Here is a 16,447-nt window from a genome sequence, read left to right as displayed (position 1 = left end):
GAAGTAAAAATCACATCCGAGGTAAATCATGATTGTAGGTCTCGTCGGTTGGCGGGGAATGGTCGGCAGCGTCCTGATGCAGCGCATGCAGGAAGAGCGTGATTTCGACCACATCGAGCCCGTCTTCTTCAGCACGTCCAACGCCGGCGGCAAGGCGCCCGCCATGGCCAAGAACGAAACCACGCTCAAGGATGCCAACGACATCGAGGCACTGAAGAAGTGCGACGTGGTGCTGACCGCCCAGGGCGGCGACTACACCAACGAGGTCTTCCCCAAGCTGCGCGGGGCGGGCTGGAAGGGCTACTGGATCGACGCGGCCTCGTCGCTGCGGATGAAGGACGATGCCATCATCGTGCTCGATCCGGTCAACCAGGGCGTGATCAAGGACGCGCTGTCCAAGGGCGTCAAGAATTTCATCGGCGGCAACTGCACGGTCAGCTGCATGCTGATCGGCCTGGGTGGCCTGTTCCAGGCCGACATGGTCGAATGGATGACCTCGATGACCTACCAGGCCGCTTCCGGAGGCGGCGCCCAGCACATGCGCGAACTGCTGACGCAGTTCGGCACGCTGAATGCGTCGGTCAAGCCGCTGCTGGACAACCCGGCATCGGCCATCCTGGAAATCGACCGCCAGATCCTGGCAACGCAGCATGGTCTGTCCGCCGAGGAAACCAAGCAGTTCGGCGTGCCGCTGGCCGGCAACCTGATTCCCTGGATCGACAAGGACCTGGGCAACGGCCAGTCCAAGGAGGAATGGAAGGGCGGCGCCGAGACCAACAAGATCCTGGGCCGTGGCGAAGGCTTCCTGGGCGCGACCGGCGCCACGCCGATCGCCGTCGATGGGTTGTGCGTGCGCATCGGCGCGATGCGCTGCCACTCGCAGGCGCTGACCATCAAGCTGCGCAAGGACGTGCCGCTGGACGAGATCGAAGGCATGCTGGCCGCGCACAACCCGTGGGCCAAGGTGGTGCCGAATACGCGCGAAGCCAGCATGACCGACCTGACCCCGGCGGCCGTGACCGGCACGCTGACCATCCCGGTCGGCCGCCTGCGCAAGATGCAGATGGGCGGCGAGTACCTGTCGGCCTTCACGGTCGGCGACCAGCTGCTGTGGGGCGCGGCCGAGCCGCTGCGCCGCATGCTGCGTATCCTGATCGAGTCCTGATCGAGTCCTGCTCGCAGGCCGCTGCCGTGGCCTGGTTGCTTGCGTTGCAGCCAGGCAACAGAATGCAGCGCTTTGCTTACGACGCCGCGCCCATGCGCGGCGTTGTTGTATCCGGGCGCCTATTTTCCTGGGCGATGCGTCACAATACGCCGGCATGCGCCACGCGCCCGCAGGGACGGGCGCCTGCGCGCGGGTTGGCAAAGGGGCCGTTCAGAATGCTCCGCCGGCCGGGCGGACCTGGTTTATGGGGTCGGTTTGTCGATTCATATCGCTACTAAAACATAACGGAGCACAAGGTGAGTGTGAGCCAACATCGCCGGAAAGATGCGCCTACTGCCCGTCAGCGCTGGTCAACGCTGGCCGTCACGGCACTGGGCCTGCTGCTTGCGCAGCCGGCCGCGTATGCCGCGGGGTTCGGGCAATTGCGGGTTCAGTCGAATCTGGGGCAGCCGCTTCAGGCTGAGATCGACATCAGCGGGGTCACCGCCGAGGAGGCCGCGGGGCTCAGCGTCAAGCTGGCGCCGCCAGGCGCCTATGCGTCGGCCGGCTTGACCTATCTGCCAGCCGTGGGCAGCCTGCGGCTGGAGGTGGAGCGCCGCGCCAACGGCAGCTATGTGGCACGGGTCCGCTCCAGCCAGCCGATCAGCGAGCCCTTCGTCGATATCCTGGTCGACATGAGCTGGGCCAGCGGCAAGGTCTCGCGCGCCTACACTTTCCTGCTCGACCCCGCCGGGGCCCGGGCTTCCAACCAGACTTTCTCGCCGGCACCGGTGGTGCAGGCCGCCACGCCCGACGCCCCGGCCGCGCCGGCACCTGCCGCCGCGCCACCTGCGCCGGCGCAGCAGGCCGCCGCCGAGGCCGAGCCGGCCCGGCCCGCCGCACCGGTCCGTCCGGCGCGCCCGGGCGCCAGGCGCGCCGCGACACCGGCCACAGCCACCGACATGGCCCCCGGCGGCGGCTATACCGTGCAGCGCGGCGACACGCTCTATGGCATTGCCGGCGAGGCAGTGCAGGGCCAGGAATCGGTCTCGCTGGACCAGATGCTGGTGGCGCTCTATCGCAACAATCCCAACGCCTTTATCGGCGGAAACATGAACCGCCTGCGCAGCGGCGCGGTGCTGCAGGTGCCGACCCAGCAGCAGGCGCAGGCGGTCACGCCCAGGGCGGCGCGCCGCGAAGTGGTGGCGCGCACGCAGGGCTTCGAAGCCTACCGCAGCCGGCTGGCCAGCGCCGCCGCGGCCAAGTCGGTCGAGCCCGACAGCGGCCGCCAGCAGTCCGGCAACGTGACCGCGCGCGTGCAGGAGCAGGCGGCGCCGGGCGACGGCCCGCGCGATGAACTCAAGCTCAGCAAGGCCGCGCGTGGCGCGCAGGCCGACGCCGCGGCCAAGGCCGAAGCCGGCGTCGCGCGCGAGCGCCAGCTGAAGGAAGCCGAGGCCCGCCTGGCGCAACTGGAAAAGAATGTCGGCGACATGCAGAAGCTGCTCGAGCTGAAGAACGCCGAGATCGCCAAGCTGAGCCAGGCCAACCAGGCCGCGCTGGCCGGCAAGGAAAAGGCTGACGCCGCCGCCCGGGCGGCAGCCGCCGCGCCCGCCGTGGTGCCGGCCGAGCCGCCGAAGGCCGACGCCGTGGCGGCCAGCACAACGGCCGGCGCAACCGCGGCCGCTGCGGCGAATGCGGCAAGCGCGCCTGTCGTGCCAGCGGCCGGCGCCAGTGCCGCGGCTGCGGTGGCGCCCGCGGCAGCCTCCGCCGTGGCCGCCGCCCCCGCCTCGCAGCCTGCCGCGGACGCGGCAGCCAACGCGGCGCCAGGTGCCGCATCGACTCCCGCGGCCAAGCCGGTGCCGGCGGTCGTGGCGCAGCCCGCGCCGGTGCCCGAACCGTCGTTCCTCGATGGCCTGCTGGCCAATCCCATGCTGCTGCCGGGCGGCGGCCTGGTGGTGGCGCTGCTGGGCGTGTACGCGATCTATCGCCGCCGCCAGAAGCAGAAGGACAGCGAGGCCACAGGCTTCGGCGATAGCATCCTGTCGCAGGAAAGCACGGTCATGGCGGGCGCCAACTCGCTGTTCGGCGCCGCCGGCGGGCAGAGCGTCGACACCTCGCAGCACAGCGTGTTCGGCGCCGACTTCCGCATCGGCAACAACACGCCGGAAGCCAACGAGGTCGACCCGATCGCCGAGGCCGAGGTCTACATCGCCTACGGGCGCGATGTGCAGGCAGAGGAAATCCTGCGCGAAGCCCTGGAGAAACACCCGGAGCAGCAGCCGGTACGGCTCAAGCTCCTGGAGATTTACAGCAACAGACAGGATGTGGAAGGGTTCCGCGTGATTGCAGAAGAAATGTTCGCCCAGACCGGCGGGCACGGAGCGGAATGGCTGAAGGCCGCGGATATGGGGCGGGCGCTGGAACCCGGCAATGCGCTGTTCATGGTAGTGACGCCCGAGGCTGCCGGCCCCGATACGGCATCGCCGGCAACCGACCAGTGGCGCACGCAGGATCCGTCGCAGAATCCGGCCTCGATCGCGCGGCTGGAGCCGTCGCTGGGCGACCTGTCGCTGCCGCTGGATGCCTTCCCGGCGCCGGCCGCCGGCGACCCGATCATCGCGCCGGCGTCGGCGGCGATGGTGTTCGGCGCCGAGGTGCCGCAGCCGGGCGAGGCGGTGCGCCTCGACATGGGTCTGCCGGGCGCCGATCCGCTCGCGGATGACGACGTGCCGACGCTCGACACGCCGACCCGCGGCCGCCCGCTGGAATTCGACATGTCCGGGCTGTCGCTGGACCTGGGCAGCGCGCCGCAAGGCAATGCAGCCGCCGCCGCGCTCGACGAGGCCTCGATGCCGCTTCCCGCCACCACCATGCTGCGCGACGGCAAGCTGGCCGAGCCGATCGACCTGTCGCGCGTGGCGCCCGACACCGCAGGCAGCCTGGGTCAAAGCGTGTCGCCGAGCACGCTGTCGACCGACGGCATGGACGGCGGGCGCGACATGCAGATCAAGCTGGACCTGGCGCGCGCCTATATCGAGATCGGCGACAAGGAGGGCGCGCGCGAGCTGCTGCAGGAAGTGGTCGAGCAGTCGCAGGATCCGCTGCAGGCCGAGGCCCGCTCGCTGCTGCTCGAAGTGGCCTGAGCTATCATTGGCGGTCCGGCCGCGGCACGCGCTGCCGCGGTCCGAAGCGATGCGCCGGGAGCGTCCCTTCCGGCGCATTTGCTTTTCCGGCGCGCATAGCCTGCGTGCCGCCATGCCTTTTCCCCTGACATGAACCGCATCGCCCTTGGCCTGCACTACGACGGCGCCGCCTTTTCCGGGTGGCAGTCGCAGCCGCACCGCAATACCGTCCAGGACCACCTCGAAGACGCGATCGAGCGCTTTGCCGGGGTGCGCCTGCTGACCACGGTGGCGGGGCGCACCGATACCGGCGTGCATGCGCTGGGCCAGGTGATCCACCTGGATACCGAGCTGGAGCGCGAGCCCTTTTCCTGGGTGCGGGGCGTCAACGCCTTCCTGCCGCCGTCGATCGCGCTGCAGTGGGCGCTGCCGGTGGACGATGGCTTCCATGCCCGCTTCCTGGCGTACGAGCGCATGTATTACTACGCGCTCTACACCGGTCCGCACCGCGTGCCGCTGGTGCATGGCCGCGCCGGCTACCAGATGCTGCCGCCCGGGCAACGGCTCGACGTGGATGCCATGCGCGCAGCCGCGGCGCACCTGATCGGCGAGCACGATTTTTCCGCGTTCCGCGCCGCCGAGTGCCAGGCGAAATCCCCGCTCAAGACCATGTACGACGTCACCATCCGCGACGACGGCAACTGGGTGTTCCTGCGTTTCCGCGCCAGCGCCTTCCTGCACCACATGGTGCGCAACCTGATGGGCTGCCTGGTGGCGGTGGGGCGCGGGCGCTACCCGCCGCAATGGCTGGCGCAGGTGCTGGCCGGGCGCGACCGCAAGCTGGCGGCGCCGACCTTCATGCCGGACGGCCTCTACCTGGTCGGGGTCAAGTATCCTGATGCTTACCCGATTCCCGCGGCCGACCCATCCGCGAGCCTGTTCCATGGAGTGTTCGATGACGCAACCTGAGGGCAGTGCGGCGCACCTGCCGCAGCGCACCCGCATCAAGATCTGCGGCCTGACCCGCGAGGACGACGTGCGCGCGGCGGTTGATGCCGGCGCGGACGCGATCGGGCTGGTGTTCTACCCGAAGAGCCCGCGCTACGTCGAGGTGGCGCAGGCCGCGGCGCTGGCCGAGGCCGCCGGGCCGTTCGTCACGGTGACGGGCCTGTTTGTCAACGCCGACCTCGAAGACATCGCCCACGTCGCCGAGCGTGTGCCGCTGACGCTGCTGCAGCTGCATGGCGACGAAACCCCGCAGTTCTGCACCCAGGCCGCCCAGCGCTGCGCGTTGCCGTTCCTGCGCGCCGCCCGTGTCCGCGCGGGGCTCGATTTGGTAGAATTCGCCGATCAATACCGTGATGCCGCTGCCTTGCTGCTCGATGCCTTCGTCGAAGGCTATGGCGGTGGCGGCCACGTCTTCGACTGGACCCTGATTCCTACGGCATGGCTTCCGCCCGATCCCCCGGTCATGGCAACCGGCAACCCGAACGCAAGCGGCGCTCCTCGCATCGTTTTGAGTGGTGGGTTGAACGCGCAAAACGTCGCTGGCGCGATTGAACGCGTGCGCCCCTACGCCGTCGATGTCAGCAGCGGGGTAGAGGCCGCCAGGGGCGTGAAGGACCACGCCCGCATTGCCGAATTCGTGCGCGCTGTCCGCAGCGCCGAGGCCGGATGAGCCGGATCCAAGACAGATCCCCTCCGCATACCGCGCCCGCCGTGCCATAGCGGGCATCGCGCACCCAGTCAACCAGGCGAGCCCTGCCGAGCGAGGCAGGGCCGCTGTTCCGAAGAGTCTAGACATGTACGACCTGCCCGATTCCCGCGGCCATTTCGGCCCCTATGGCGGCACCTTCGTGTCCGAAACGCTGGTGCACGCGCTCGATGAGCTGCGCGACGCCTATGCGCACTACCAGAAGGATCCCGAGTTCGACGCCGAATTCCGCCGCGAGCTGAAGCACTTCGTCGGCCGCCCGTCGCCGATCTACCACGCGCAGCGCTGGAGCGAGACGCTCGGCGGCGCGCAGATCTACTTCAAGCGCGAAGACCTGAACCACACCGGCGCGCACAAGATCAACAACGTCATCGGCCAGGCGCTGCTGGCCAAGCGCATGGGCAAGCCGCGCGTGATCGCCGAGACCGGGGCAGGGCAGCACGGCGTGGCCACGGCCACCATCGCCGCGCGCTTCGGCATGGAATGCGTGGTCTACATGGGCGCCGAGGACGTCAAGCGCCAGGCCGCCAACGTCTACCGCATGAAGCTGCTGGGCGCGACCGTGGTGCCGGTGGAAAGCGGCTCGCGCACGCTCAAGGATGCGCTCAACGAGGCCATGCGCGACTGGGTCACCAACGTCGAGAACACCTTCTACATCATCGGCACCGTGGCTGGGCCGCACCCGTATCCGATGATGGTGCGCGACTTCCAGTGCGTGATCGGCGAGGAAGCCAAGGTGCAGATGCCCGAAATGACCGGGCGCCAGCCGGACGCGGTGATCGCCTGCGTCGGCGGCGGCTCCAATGCCATGGGCATCTTCTATCCGTATATCGAGCACCAGGAGGTGCAGCTGATCGGCGTCGAAGCCGCCGGCGACGGCCTCGACACCGGCCGCCACGCGGCCTCGCTGACCGGCGGCACGCCGGGCGTGCTGCACGGCAACCGCACCTACCTGCTGCAGGACGACAACGGCCAGATCATCGAGACCCATTCGGTGTCGGCCGGCCTGGACTACCCCGGCGTCGGTCCCGAGCATGCCTGGCTCAAGGACAGCGGCCGCGCGCAGTATGTGCCGGTCACCGACGAGGAAGCGCTCAAGGCCTTCCACGACTGCTGCCGCATCGAGGGCATCATCCCGGCGCTGGAGTCCAGCCATGCCATCGCCTACGCCTGCAAGCTGGCGCCGACGCTGCCCAAGGACAAGCTGCTGCTGGTGAACCTGTCCGGCCGCGGCGACAAGGACATGCATACCGTGGCCGAGCGCGCGGGGCTCAAGCTCTGATGCGCGCGCTGCCTCCGACCGGACTTGCCGTGGGCGGCGCCGGCGCGCCGGATGCTGCCGGCGCTCCCGACTCCGCCCAGCTGCGCCTGTTCCAGGAAGACATGTTCGAAGGCATTGCGCGCCTGCCGGACGGCTCGGTCGACCTGATCGTCGCCGATCCGCCGTACGGGCTGGGCAAGGACTACGGCAACGATTCCGACCTGCTGTCGGGCCAGGCCTACCTGGACTGGTCCGAGCGCTGGATGGACGCGGTCGTGCCCAAGCTCGCGCCCAGGGGCACGCTCTACCTGTTCTGCACCTGGCAGTACTCGCCCGAGCTGTTCGTGATGCTGAAGCGGCGCCTGACCATGATCAACGAGATCATCTGGGACCGCCGCGTGCCCAGCATGGGCGGCACCACGCGCAAGTTCTCGTCGGTGCACGACAACATCGGCTTCTTTGCCAGGGCGCGCGACTACTACTTCGACCTCGACCCGGTGCGCATCCCGTACGACCCCGAGACCAAGAAGGCGCGCAGCCGGCCGCGTTTCGAAGGCAAGAAGTGGCTGGAGGTGGGCTACAACCCCAAGGACCTGTGGAGCATCTCGCGCATCCATCGCCAGGACCCCGAGCGTGCCAACCACCCGACGCAGAAGCCGCTGGAGATCGTCGAGCGCATGGTGCTGTCGAGCTGCCCGCCGGGCGGCCTGGTGCTGGATCCGTTCGCCGGCAGCGGCACCACCGCGGTAGCCTGCCTGCGCCACGGCCGGCGCTTTGTCGGCTACGAGATCAACCCCGAGTACGTGCAGGTGGCGTGCGGGCGCGTGGCCGCTGCTGCAGAAGCCATGCCCGCGATCGAGCCCGATGCGACCCCAACCCTGGCCGCCGCCAACGACGATGTCTCGCCGGCGCCGCGGCCTCACCTGATTCCCTGATATGTCCCGTATCCAGAAGACGTTCGCGGCGCTGGCCGCGCAGCAGAAGAAGGGCCTGATTCCGTTCATCACCGCCGGCGATCCCGAGCCCGGCCTGACCGTGGCGCTGATGCACGCGCTGGTGGCGGGCGGCGCCGACGTGATCGAGCTGGGCGTGCCGTTCTCCGACCCGATGGCCGACGGCCCGGTGATCCAGCGCGCCTCCGAGCGCGCGCTGGCGCAGGGGGTGTCGCTGACGCAGGTGCTGCAGTGGGTGCGCGAGTTCCGCCAGGCCAATGCCGACACGCCGGTGGTGTTGATGGGCTACGCCAACCCGATCGAGCGCATGGGCGAGGAAGCCTTCGCCAGGGCCGCCAGTGCGGCCGGCGTCGACGGCGTGCTGGTGGTCGACTATCCGCCCGAGGAGTGCGAGTCGTTCGCCGGGCTGATGCGCGACCACGGCATGGACCCGATCTTCCTGCTGGCGCCGACCTCGACCGATGCGCGCATCGAGGCGGTCGCGCGCGTGGCCAGCGGCTACCTCTACTACGTCTCGCTCAAGGGCGTGACCGGCTCGGCCGCGATCGACCTCGACAGCGTGGCGGCGCGCCTGCCGCTGATCAAGCAGCACGCCAACCTGCCGGTGGGGGTGGGCTTCGGCATCCGCGATGCGCAGACCGCGCGCGCGATCGGCAGCGTGGCCGATGCCGTGGTGATCGGCAGCCGCCTGGTGCAGTTGCTGGAAGACACGCCGCGCGAGCAGGCCGTGGCGGCGCTGCAATCGTTTATCGCCGAAATTCGGCAGGCGCTGGATGCCTGAAGTGATCCTTTGCCGTCCCGGAATACTGCGTGCAGTGCGTTATCGTGCGCAATTCGCGCGTTGCGCTTCGGGCTCACCGGGCCGGCATGGTAAATTCGCGGGTTGATTCCCTGCCTTCCGCCAACCGGCGCCCCGACCATGGGCCTGCCGGCGGACCGCAGTCATCCGAAAGGAGCTTTCATGAGCTGGTTGGATAAACTCCTGCCCCCCAAGATTCAACAGACCGACCCCAGCACCCGCAAGGGCATCCCCGAGGGGTTGTGGGTCAAGTGCCCGTCGTGCGAGTCCACCCTGTACCGGACCGATGTCGAGGCCAACCTGCACGTCTGCCCCAAGTGCGACCACCATATGCGCATCAGCGCGCGCGCGCGCCTGGATGCGCTGCTCGACGCCGAAGGCCGTTATGAGATCGGCCAGGAGATCGTGCCGGTCGACGCGCTCAAGTTCAAGGACTCCAAGAAGTACCCGGACCGCATCAAGGCCGCCATGGACGACACCGGCGAGACCGATGCCATGGTGGTGATGGGCGGTGCCATCCACACCATCCCGGTGGTGGCGAGCTGCTTCGAGTTCGAGTTCATGGGCGGCTCGATGGGCTCGGTGGTGGGCGAGCGCTTCGTGCGCGGCGCGCAGGCCGCGCTGGAGCAGAAGGTGCCGTTCATCTGCTTTACCGCGACCGGCGGCGCGCGCATGCAGGAAAGCCTGCTGTCGCTGCTGCAGATGGCCAAGACCACCGCGATGCTGAACCAGCTGAGCGCGGCCAGGCTGCCGTTCATCAGCGTGCTGACCGACCCGACCATGGGCGGCGTGTCGGCGTCGTTCGCCTTCCTGGGCGACGTGGTGATCGCCGAGCCCAAGGCGCTGATCGGCTTTGCCGGTCCACGCGTGATCGAGCAGACCGTGCGCGAGAAGCTGCCCGAAGGCTTCCAGCGCTCGGAGTTCCTGCTGACCAAGGGCGCCGTCGACATGATCGTCGACCGCCGCAAGATGCGCGCCGAACTGGCGCAGCTGCTGGCGCTGCTGCAGAAGCAGCCGGCCGACGCGGTGGCATAACGCCGCCAGTATCGCGGTACCGAAGGCGCGGGTGGTTGACGCGCCTTTCGCCTTTTCTGGACGCCCGCCGGAGCGCGCCCTTGACTTTGCGCGCGTCTGCCCGAATCTGGTAGCAAACGCTTCCAACGCATCCTCGCACAACTGAAATGCCTGTCTTCCACACGCTTCCCGAATGGCTCGCCCATCTCGAAACCGCTCATCCCGTGGGCATCGACATGGGCCTGACGCGCATCACGCGCGTGAAGGAAGCCCTCGGGCTGCGCATCGATGCCGCGGTCTTTACCGTGGGCGGCACCAACGGCAAGGGCTCGACCTGCGCCATGCTCGAGCGCATCCTGCTGGAAGCCGGCTACAAGGTGGGCTGCCATACCTCGCCGCACCTGATCTCGTTCAACGAGCGCGCGCGCCTGAACGGCGAGATCGCCACCGACGCGCAGCTGCTGCCGCACTTCGAGGCGGTCGAGCATGCGCGCAACAGCTTTGCCAACCCGGTCAGCCTGACCTACTTCGAGTTCACCACGCTGGCGATCCTCCATTTCTTCGCCGCGGCCGGCCTCGACGCGATCGTCCTCGAAGTGGGACTGGGCGGCCGCCTCGATGCGACCAATGTGATCGATACCGACTGCGCCATCATCACCAGCGTCGACATCGACCATACCCAGTACCTGGGCAACACCCGCGAGGAAATCGGCTTCGAGAAGGCCGGCATCTTCCGTCCGGGGGTGCCGGCGATCTGCGGCGACCCGGTGCCGCCCAAGTCGCTGCTGGCGCATGCCGAAGCGGTCGGCGCCGAGCTGTGGCTGGTGGGGCGCGACTACCACTTCCAGGCCGCCAAGGGCCAGGAGCGCCAGCAATGGGACTGGAGCGGCGGCGGACGCAAGCTCAACGGCCTGGGCTATCCGGCATTGCGCGGCGCCAACCAGCTGCTCAACGCATCGGCCGCGCTGGCGGCGCTGCAGGCGCTGCGCGAGCGCCTGCCGGTGAGCGCGCAGGAAGTGCGCAATGGCCTGGCCTTCGTCGATCTGCCGGGCCGCTTCCAGGTGCTGCCAGGCCGTCCGGCCGTAATCCTCGACGTGGCGCACAATCCGCATGCGGCGGCGACGCTGGGGCAGAACCTCGAGAACATGGGCTTCTTCCGCTACACGTATGCGGTGTTCGGCGCGATGCAGGACAAGGACATCGCCGGCGTGCTGCAGCATGTGGCCGACAAGGTCGACCACTGGTGCCTGTGCGACCTGCCCACCGAACGCGCGGCCAGCGCCACGGACCTGCTCGAAAGGCTGGAAGCGGGCGGCTTCCGCCCCGGCCCGGATGCCACCGCGGCCTGCTTTTCCAGCCCCGAGGCGGCATTCCGCGACGCCATGGAGAGAGCGACCGAGAATGATAGAATTCTGGTCTTCGGATCGTTCTATACCGTCGCCGGCGTGATGGCCTACCGTGCCACGCAGGCTAACTGAAGCGGGCGTCCCGGCGCGCGCCGAGCCGGCAAAGCCGGCGGACCTGGCCGATCACTGAGCGGCAAACGCAACGAGCGGCCCACCGGGCCGTATCACCGAACCAATCTATGGGCCTGCTTTCGCTGTTTTCCTCCCGCAAGGGCAACGACCCGGCACCCGAGCGTGCCCGGCGCCAGCGCGCCGATACGGGTGCGGGCATCGCCTCGTCCCGCCGCCTCGCCGACGAGTATGCCGACGACACGCTGGACCCTGAATTTCCGCAGAAGCAGCGCGCGCGCCGCCGGCTGATCGGCGCCGTGGTGCTGATGGTGGCCGCCGTGATCGTGCTGCCGATCGTGTTCGAAACCAAGCCGCGGCCGGTGTCCGACGATGTCTCGGTCAAGGTCGCCAACGGTGTCACCAGTTCGCAGAAGCCGCGCGTCGAGCCGCGCAAGGCCGATCCGCTGCCGCCCGCGCCGGCCTCGCCGGCGTCGCGCAACGATGCCGCGGCGCTGGATGCCGGCGAGGAAATCGTCAACGCGCCCAAGCCTTCGGCGGCGGCCGCCGACAAGCCCGCGCAGCGCACCGAAGCCAAGCCCGAGCCGAAGCCTGAAACCAGGGCCGAAGCCAGGACCGGCAGCGGCAAGTACCTGATCCTGATCGGCGCGTTTTCTTCGGAAGAGCGCGCCAAGGGCTGGCTGGCCAAGCTCAAGGCGAGCAAGGTGCCGGCCTATGTCGAAAAGAAAGTGCTGGCCGATGGCGAGCGCATCCTGCTGCGTGCCGGTCCCTTCAACGACCGCGACGCCGCCGACGCCGCCGACAAGCGCGTGCGGGCCGTGGGGCTGACCTCGAAGGTCGTGGAACAGTAAGGGGCGCCGCGGCCGGCGCGCGTGCGCGGCCGCCAGCAACGATGCAGCCGACTTTCTTCGACTACGCCGTGGTCTTTATCCTGCTGGCCTCGGGCCTGCTGGGCGTGCTGCGCGGACTGGTGCGCGAGGTGCTGTCGCTGATCGGCTGGGTGGTGGCGTTCTGGGTGGCGTTCCGCTACGGCGCGGTGGCCGCGGGCTGGATGCCCGAGTCCTTGCCGGGCGGCGAGCTGGCCCGCCATGCTCTGGGCTTCGTGGTGCTGCTGATCGGCACCGTGCTGGGAGCCTCGCTGGCCGGCATGGTGGTCGGGCAATTGCTGGAGAGCACCGGCCTCAAGCCCGCCGACCGCGGCCTGGGACTGGTGTTCGGCCTGTTGCGCGGCGTGCTGCTGGTGATGGTGATGGTGACGCTGGCCAGCCTGACGAAATTGCCGGAAGAACCGTTCTGGCGCGATGCGGTGAGCCGCCCCTACGTGATGCAGGCCATGGAATCGATCAAGCCATGGCTGCCGCCGGAGCTGGCGAAGTACGTGAAGACATAAGGCCGGGCACGTTGCGCGGCTGGTAGTAACGCAGGCCTTCGGGCCCGGTGGATATGCCGGGCCGGGCTGCGCCCCCTGAATCAAAGCCTTTCCTGGGAGCTTGGCATGTGCGGTATCGTCGGTGTGGTGTCATCCACGCCCGTCAACCAACTGATTTACGACAGCCTGCTGTTGTTGCAACACCGCGGACAGGATGCTGCCGGCATCGCCACCGCCAACGGCAGTACTTTCCACATGCACAAGGCCAACGGCCTGGTGCGCGATGTCTTCCGCACCCGCAACATGCGCGGCCTGCCGGGCACCGCCGGCATCGGCCAGGTGCGCTACCCGACCGCCGGCTCGGCGTCGAGCGAGGAAGAGGCGCAGCCGTTCTACGTCAACGCCCCCTACGGCATCATCCTGGCGCATAACGGCAACCTGACCAACTGGCAGCAGCTGCGCGAGGAAATGTTCCGCCGCGACCGCCGCCACATCAACACGCATTCGGATACCGAAGTGCTGCTGAACGTGCTGGCCGACGAGATGCAGCGCGCCAGCAACGGCATGGCGCTCGATCCGGAAATGATCTTCAAGGCGGTGGCGGGGATGCACCGGCGCGTGCGCGGCTCGTACGCGATCGCGGCGCAGATCGCCGGCTACGGCATGCTGGCGGTGCGCGACCCGTTCGGCATCCGCCCGCTGTGCCTGGGCAGCGTCGAGACCCCGACCGGCAAGGAATGGATGGTGGCGTCGGAGTCCGTGGCGCTGGAAGGCATCGGCTACAAGTTCGAGCGCGACGTGGCGGCGGGCGAGGCCATCTTCATCGACCTCGACGGCAAGCTCTACAGCAGGCAGTGCGCCGACAACCCGGTGCTCACGCCTTGCATCTTCGAGTACGTCTACCTGGCCCGCCCGGATTCGTGCATCGACGGCGTGCCGGTCTACGACGCGCGCCTGCGCATGGGCGACTACCTGGCCGAGAAGATCCGCCAGGAAGTGTCGGCCGGCGATATCGACGTGGTCATGCCGATCCCGGATAGCAGCCGGCCGGCCGCGATGCAGGTGGCCAACCGCCTGGGCGTCAATTACCGCGAAGGCTTCTTCAAGAACCGCTACGTCGGCCGCACCTTCATCATGCCGGGCCAGGCGGTGCGCAAGAAGTCGGTGCGCCAGAAGCTCAACGCCATGGGCGTGGAGTTCAAGGGCAAGAACGTGCTGATCGTCGACGACTCGATCGTGCGCGGCACCACCTCGTTCGAGATCGTGCAGATGGCGCGCGACGCCGGCGCCAACAAGGTGATCTTCGCCTCGGCGGCGCCGCCGGTGAAGTACCCGAACGTGTACGGCATCGACATGCCGACCCGCAGCGAACTGGTGGCGCACGGCCGCACGCACGAAGAGATCGCAAGGATCATCGGCGCGGACAAGCTGGTGTACCAGGACGTGGAAGCGATGAAGCAGGCGGTGCGCGACATCAACCCCGCGCTGAAGGACTTCGACGCCTCGTGCTTCGACGGCCGCTACATCACCGGCGATATCGACGAGGCCTACCTGGACCGCCTGGAAACCGCGCGCAGCCAGGCTGATCGCGACGGCACCGGTGGCGACACCGAGCGCTCGCAACTGCACCTGCAGCGCTCCGGCGGCAACGAGTAAGCCGCGCCGCGTTGACGAATGCGATGCCCCGCCTTAACATGGCCGGGCGTCGATTTGACAGTCAGCTTGCGGACGCGGGTACAGCCCGAAACAGCTAAAGAGATGGTGGCCAGCAACGATTCCCGCTGCGCAGCGCCTTGCCGGCGCGGCGAAGCCCGGAAGCCGGCCGCCACAGCCTGAAGCCCAAGGCCATTCGCAGGACAGCAAGCCCGTCGATCCGACCATCCGATCGCACGGGCTTTTTTCATGGCCGCGCGCCGTCCACCGGACCGGCGCCCGGCTTGTCGAAACCATCGCATTCGCGCGGGTACGACCGCGCCACCAGCATGAACCAACCGCTCAATCCCGAATCGCTTGGCATCGATACCCTCGGCGTGCGCGCCGGCACGCTGCGCAGCGAGTTCATGGAGCACTCCGAGGCCATGTACCTGACCTCGAGCTTCTGCTTCAACAGCGCCGCCGAGGCCGCCGAGCGCTTTGCCAACTCGGAAGAGGGCTACACCTATTCGCGCTTTACCAACCCGACCGTGTCGATGTTCCAGTCACGGCTGGCCGCGCTGGAAGGGGCGCAGGCCTGCATGGCGACCGCCTCGGGCATGAGCGCGATCCTGTCGGTGGTGCTGTCGTCGATGCAGGCCGGCGACCACCTGGTCAGCTCGCGGGCGATCTTCGGCTCCACCATGACGCTGTTCAACAATATCTTCGGCAAGTTCGGCGTCGAGACCACCTTCGTCGATCCGACCGACCTGGAAGCATGGCGCGCCGCGGTGCGGCCGAACACCAAACTGTTCTTCCTGGAAACGCCGTCGAACCCGCTGACCGAGGTCGCCGACATTGCCGCGGTGGCGGACATCGCCCATAACGCCAATGCGCTGCTGGTGGTCGACAACTGCTTCTGCTCGCCCGCGCTGCAGCAGCCGATGAAGTTCGGCGCCGACATCGTGGTGCACTCGGCCACCAAGCATATCGACGGCCAGGGGCGCGTGCTGGGCGGCGCGGTGCTGGGCTCGCACGACTTCATCATGGGCAAGGTGTTCCCGTTCGTGCGCACCGCCGGGCCGACGCTGTCGGCGTTCAATGCGTGGGTGCTGCTCAAGGGCATGGAGACGCTGGCGATCCGCATGGAGCGCCATTCGGCCAGCGCGCTGGCACTGGCGCGGTTCCTGGAATCGCACCCGGCCGTGGCACGCGTGTTCCACCCGGCGCTGGCGTCGCACCCGCAGCACCAGATCGCCATGCGCCAGCAAAGCGGCGGCGGCGCAATCGTGTCGTTCGAGCTCAAGGGCGCGACGCCCGAGCAGCAGCGCGCCAATGCCTGGCGCGTGATCGACAACACCCGGCTGTGCTCGATCACCGGCAACCTGGGCGATACCCGCACCACCATCACGCACCCGTACACCACCACGCATGCGCGCGTGAGCCCCGAGGCCAAGGCGGCCGCGGGCGTCGGCGAAGGGCTGATCCGCCTGGCGGTGGGGCTGGAGTCGGTCGAGGACCTGAAGGCCGACCTGCTGCGCGGGCTGGGCGGCTGAGGCGCTACTCTGCCGCCGCGACTACCGGGGCCGGTTCTTGCAGGGTCGGCCCTGGCGCTGCCGGCGCTTGCGGCGCGGGCTCATCGCTGCCGGCCATCGCCTTCACGCCGGCGGCGGTGACGTCGTAGGTGGCGCCGACCGCGGTCGAGGCCACGCTGACCGCGGCCGAGCCTACCGTCGCCACCGTCGACACCGCGGCGCTGCCGACCGCAACGGTGGCGCCGACCACCATGCATCCGGACAGCGTCGCCGTGGCGCAGGCGGCCGCCAGCATCAAGGTGATGCGCGGCAGGGCGATGCGCGGCAGCGAGACGGAGGTTTCGCTTTCGTCGCGCCGCTTGCGACGCAGGCGGGGCAATAAAGACTGCATGGAACTGATGGTAGTGGTTAAGTTTGGCATGGGGCGGG

Annotated in this window: 14 protein-coding genes; 13 read left to right on the top strand and 1 reads right to left on the bottom strand. The window is 68.5% G+C overall.

Annotation, left to right across the window (positions count from 1 at the left end; all coding sequences use genetic code 11):
* Positions 1 to 28: 28 nt before the first annotated feature.
* The 13 genes from asd to CBM2586_RS10860 all read left to right on the top strand — a co-directional run bounded on the left by asd (position 29) and on the right by CBM2586_RS10860 (position 16,039).
* Positions 29 to 1,165, top strand: a complete 1,137-nt coding sequence (gene asd, locus CBM2586_RS10920; RefSeq protein WP_115687501.1) for an aspartate-semialdehyde dehydrogenase — start codon at positions 29 to 31, stop codon at positions 1,163 to 1,165.
* A gap of 296 nt (positions 1,166 to 1,461) precedes the next feature.
* Positions 1,462 to 4,287, top strand: a complete 2,826-nt coding sequence (locus CBM2586_RS10915; RefSeq protein ID WP_115687499.1) for a FimV/HubP family polar landmark protein — start codon at positions 1,462 to 1,464, stop codon at positions 4,285 to 4,287.
* A 129-nt stretch (positions 4,288 to 4,416) separates the two neighbouring features.
* Entirely contained in the window at positions 4,417 to 5,235 is an 819-nt protein-coding gene (gene truA / locus CBM2586_RS10910) for a tRNA pseudouridine(38-40) synthase TruA (protein ID WP_115687497.1), read from the top strand.
* Positions 5,222 to 5,944 carry a phosphoribosylanthranilate isomerase gene (locus tag CBM2586_RS10905; RefSeq protein ID WP_115687495.1) on the top strand — a complete coding sequence of 241 codons (723 nt, stop codon included), beginning with the start codon at positions 5,222 to 5,224 and terminating at the stop codon, positions 5,942 to 5,944. The genes truA and CBM2586_RS10905 overlap by 14 nt, the downstream gene beginning before the upstream one ends.
* 124 nt (positions 5,945 to 6,068) lie before the next feature.
* Complete coding sequence (trpB, locus tag CBM2586_RS10900) at positions 6,069 to 7,262, top strand: tryptophan synthase subunit beta (RefSeq protein ID WP_115661639.1); 1,194 nt, start codon at positions 6,069 to 6,071, stop codon at positions 7,260 to 7,262.
* Positions 7,262 to 8,176 carry a DNA-methyltransferase gene (locus CBM2586_RS10895; protein ID WP_115661640.1) on the top strand — a complete coding sequence of 305 codons (915 nt, stop codon included), beginning with the start codon at positions 7,262 to 7,264 and terminating at the stop codon, positions 8,174 to 8,176. Before trpB ends, CBM2586_RS10895 begins: the two co-directional genes overlap by 1 nt.
* A gap of 1 nt (position 8,177) precedes the next feature.
* Complete coding sequence (trpA, locus tag CBM2586_RS10890) at positions 8,178 to 8,975, top strand: tryptophan synthase subunit alpha (protein ID WP_115661641.1); 798 nt, start codon at positions 8,178 to 8,180, stop codon at positions 8,973 to 8,975.
* A 180-nt stretch (positions 8,976 to 9,155) separates the two neighbouring features.
* Positions 9,156 to 10,028 carry an acetyl-CoA carboxylase, carboxyltransferase subunit beta gene (gene accD, locus CBM2586_RS10885; RefSeq protein WP_115661642.1) on the top strand — a complete coding sequence of 291 codons (873 nt, stop codon included), beginning with the start codon at positions 9,156 to 9,158 and terminating at the stop codon, positions 10,026 to 10,028.
* 146 nt (positions 10,029 to 10,174) lie between these two features.
* Positions 10,175 to 11,485, top strand: a complete 1,311-nt coding sequence (gene folC, locus CBM2586_RS10880; RefSeq protein WP_115687493.1) for a bifunctional tetrahydrofolate synthase/dihydrofolate synthase — start codon at positions 10,175 to 10,177, stop codon at positions 11,483 to 11,485.
* 107 nt (positions 11,486 to 11,592) lie between these two features.
* Positions 11,593 to 12,333 carry an SPOR domain-containing protein gene (locus tag CBM2586_RS10875; RefSeq protein WP_115661644.1) on the top strand — a complete coding sequence of 247 codons (741 nt, stop codon included), beginning with the start codon at positions 11,593 to 11,595 and terminating at the stop codon, positions 12,331 to 12,333.
* A 41-nt stretch (positions 12,334 to 12,374) separates the two neighbouring features.
* A complete protein-coding gene (locus CBM2586_RS10870; protein ID WP_025585719.1) occupies positions 12,375 to 12,872 on the top strand; it encodes a CvpA family protein in 498 nt (165 codons plus the stop codon).
* A gap of 105 nt (positions 12,873 to 12,977) precedes the next feature.
* Positions 12,978 to 14,507, top strand: a complete 1,530-nt coding sequence (gene purF / locus CBM2586_RS10865; protein ID WP_115661645.1) for an amidophosphoribosyltransferase — start codon at positions 12,978 to 12,980, stop codon at positions 14,505 to 14,507.
* A gap of 326 nt (positions 14,508 to 14,833) precedes the next feature.
* Positions 14,834 to 16,039: an O-succinylhomoserine sulfhydrylase gene (locus CBM2586_RS10860; RefSeq protein ID WP_115661646.1), complete on the top strand. Its 1,206-nt coding sequence runs from the start codon at positions 14,834 to 14,836 to the stop codon at positions 16,037 to 16,039.
* Between the two features lie 4 nt (positions 16,040 to 16,043).
* Here the strand turns inward: CBM2586_RS10860 and CBM2586_RS10855 are convergent, their stop codons facing one another.
* Positions 16,044 to 16,397 carry a hypothetical protein gene (locus CBM2586_RS10855; RefSeq protein ID WP_231942428.1) on the bottom strand — a complete coding sequence of 118 codons (354 nt, stop codon included), beginning with the start codon at positions 16,395 to 16,397 and terminating at the stop codon, positions 16,044 to 16,046.
* Between the last annotated feature and the right edge of the window lie 50 nt (positions 16,398 to 16,447).

The organism is Cupriavidus taiwanensis, from assembly GCF_900250115.1.
Taxonomy (GTDB): domain Bacteria; phylum Pseudomonadota; class Gammaproteobacteria; order Burkholderiales; family Burkholderiaceae; genus Cupriavidus; species Cupriavidus taiwanensis_B.
Note: the sequence above shows the minus strand (reverse complement) of the source record. Positions and strands in the feature narration are given on the sequence as shown.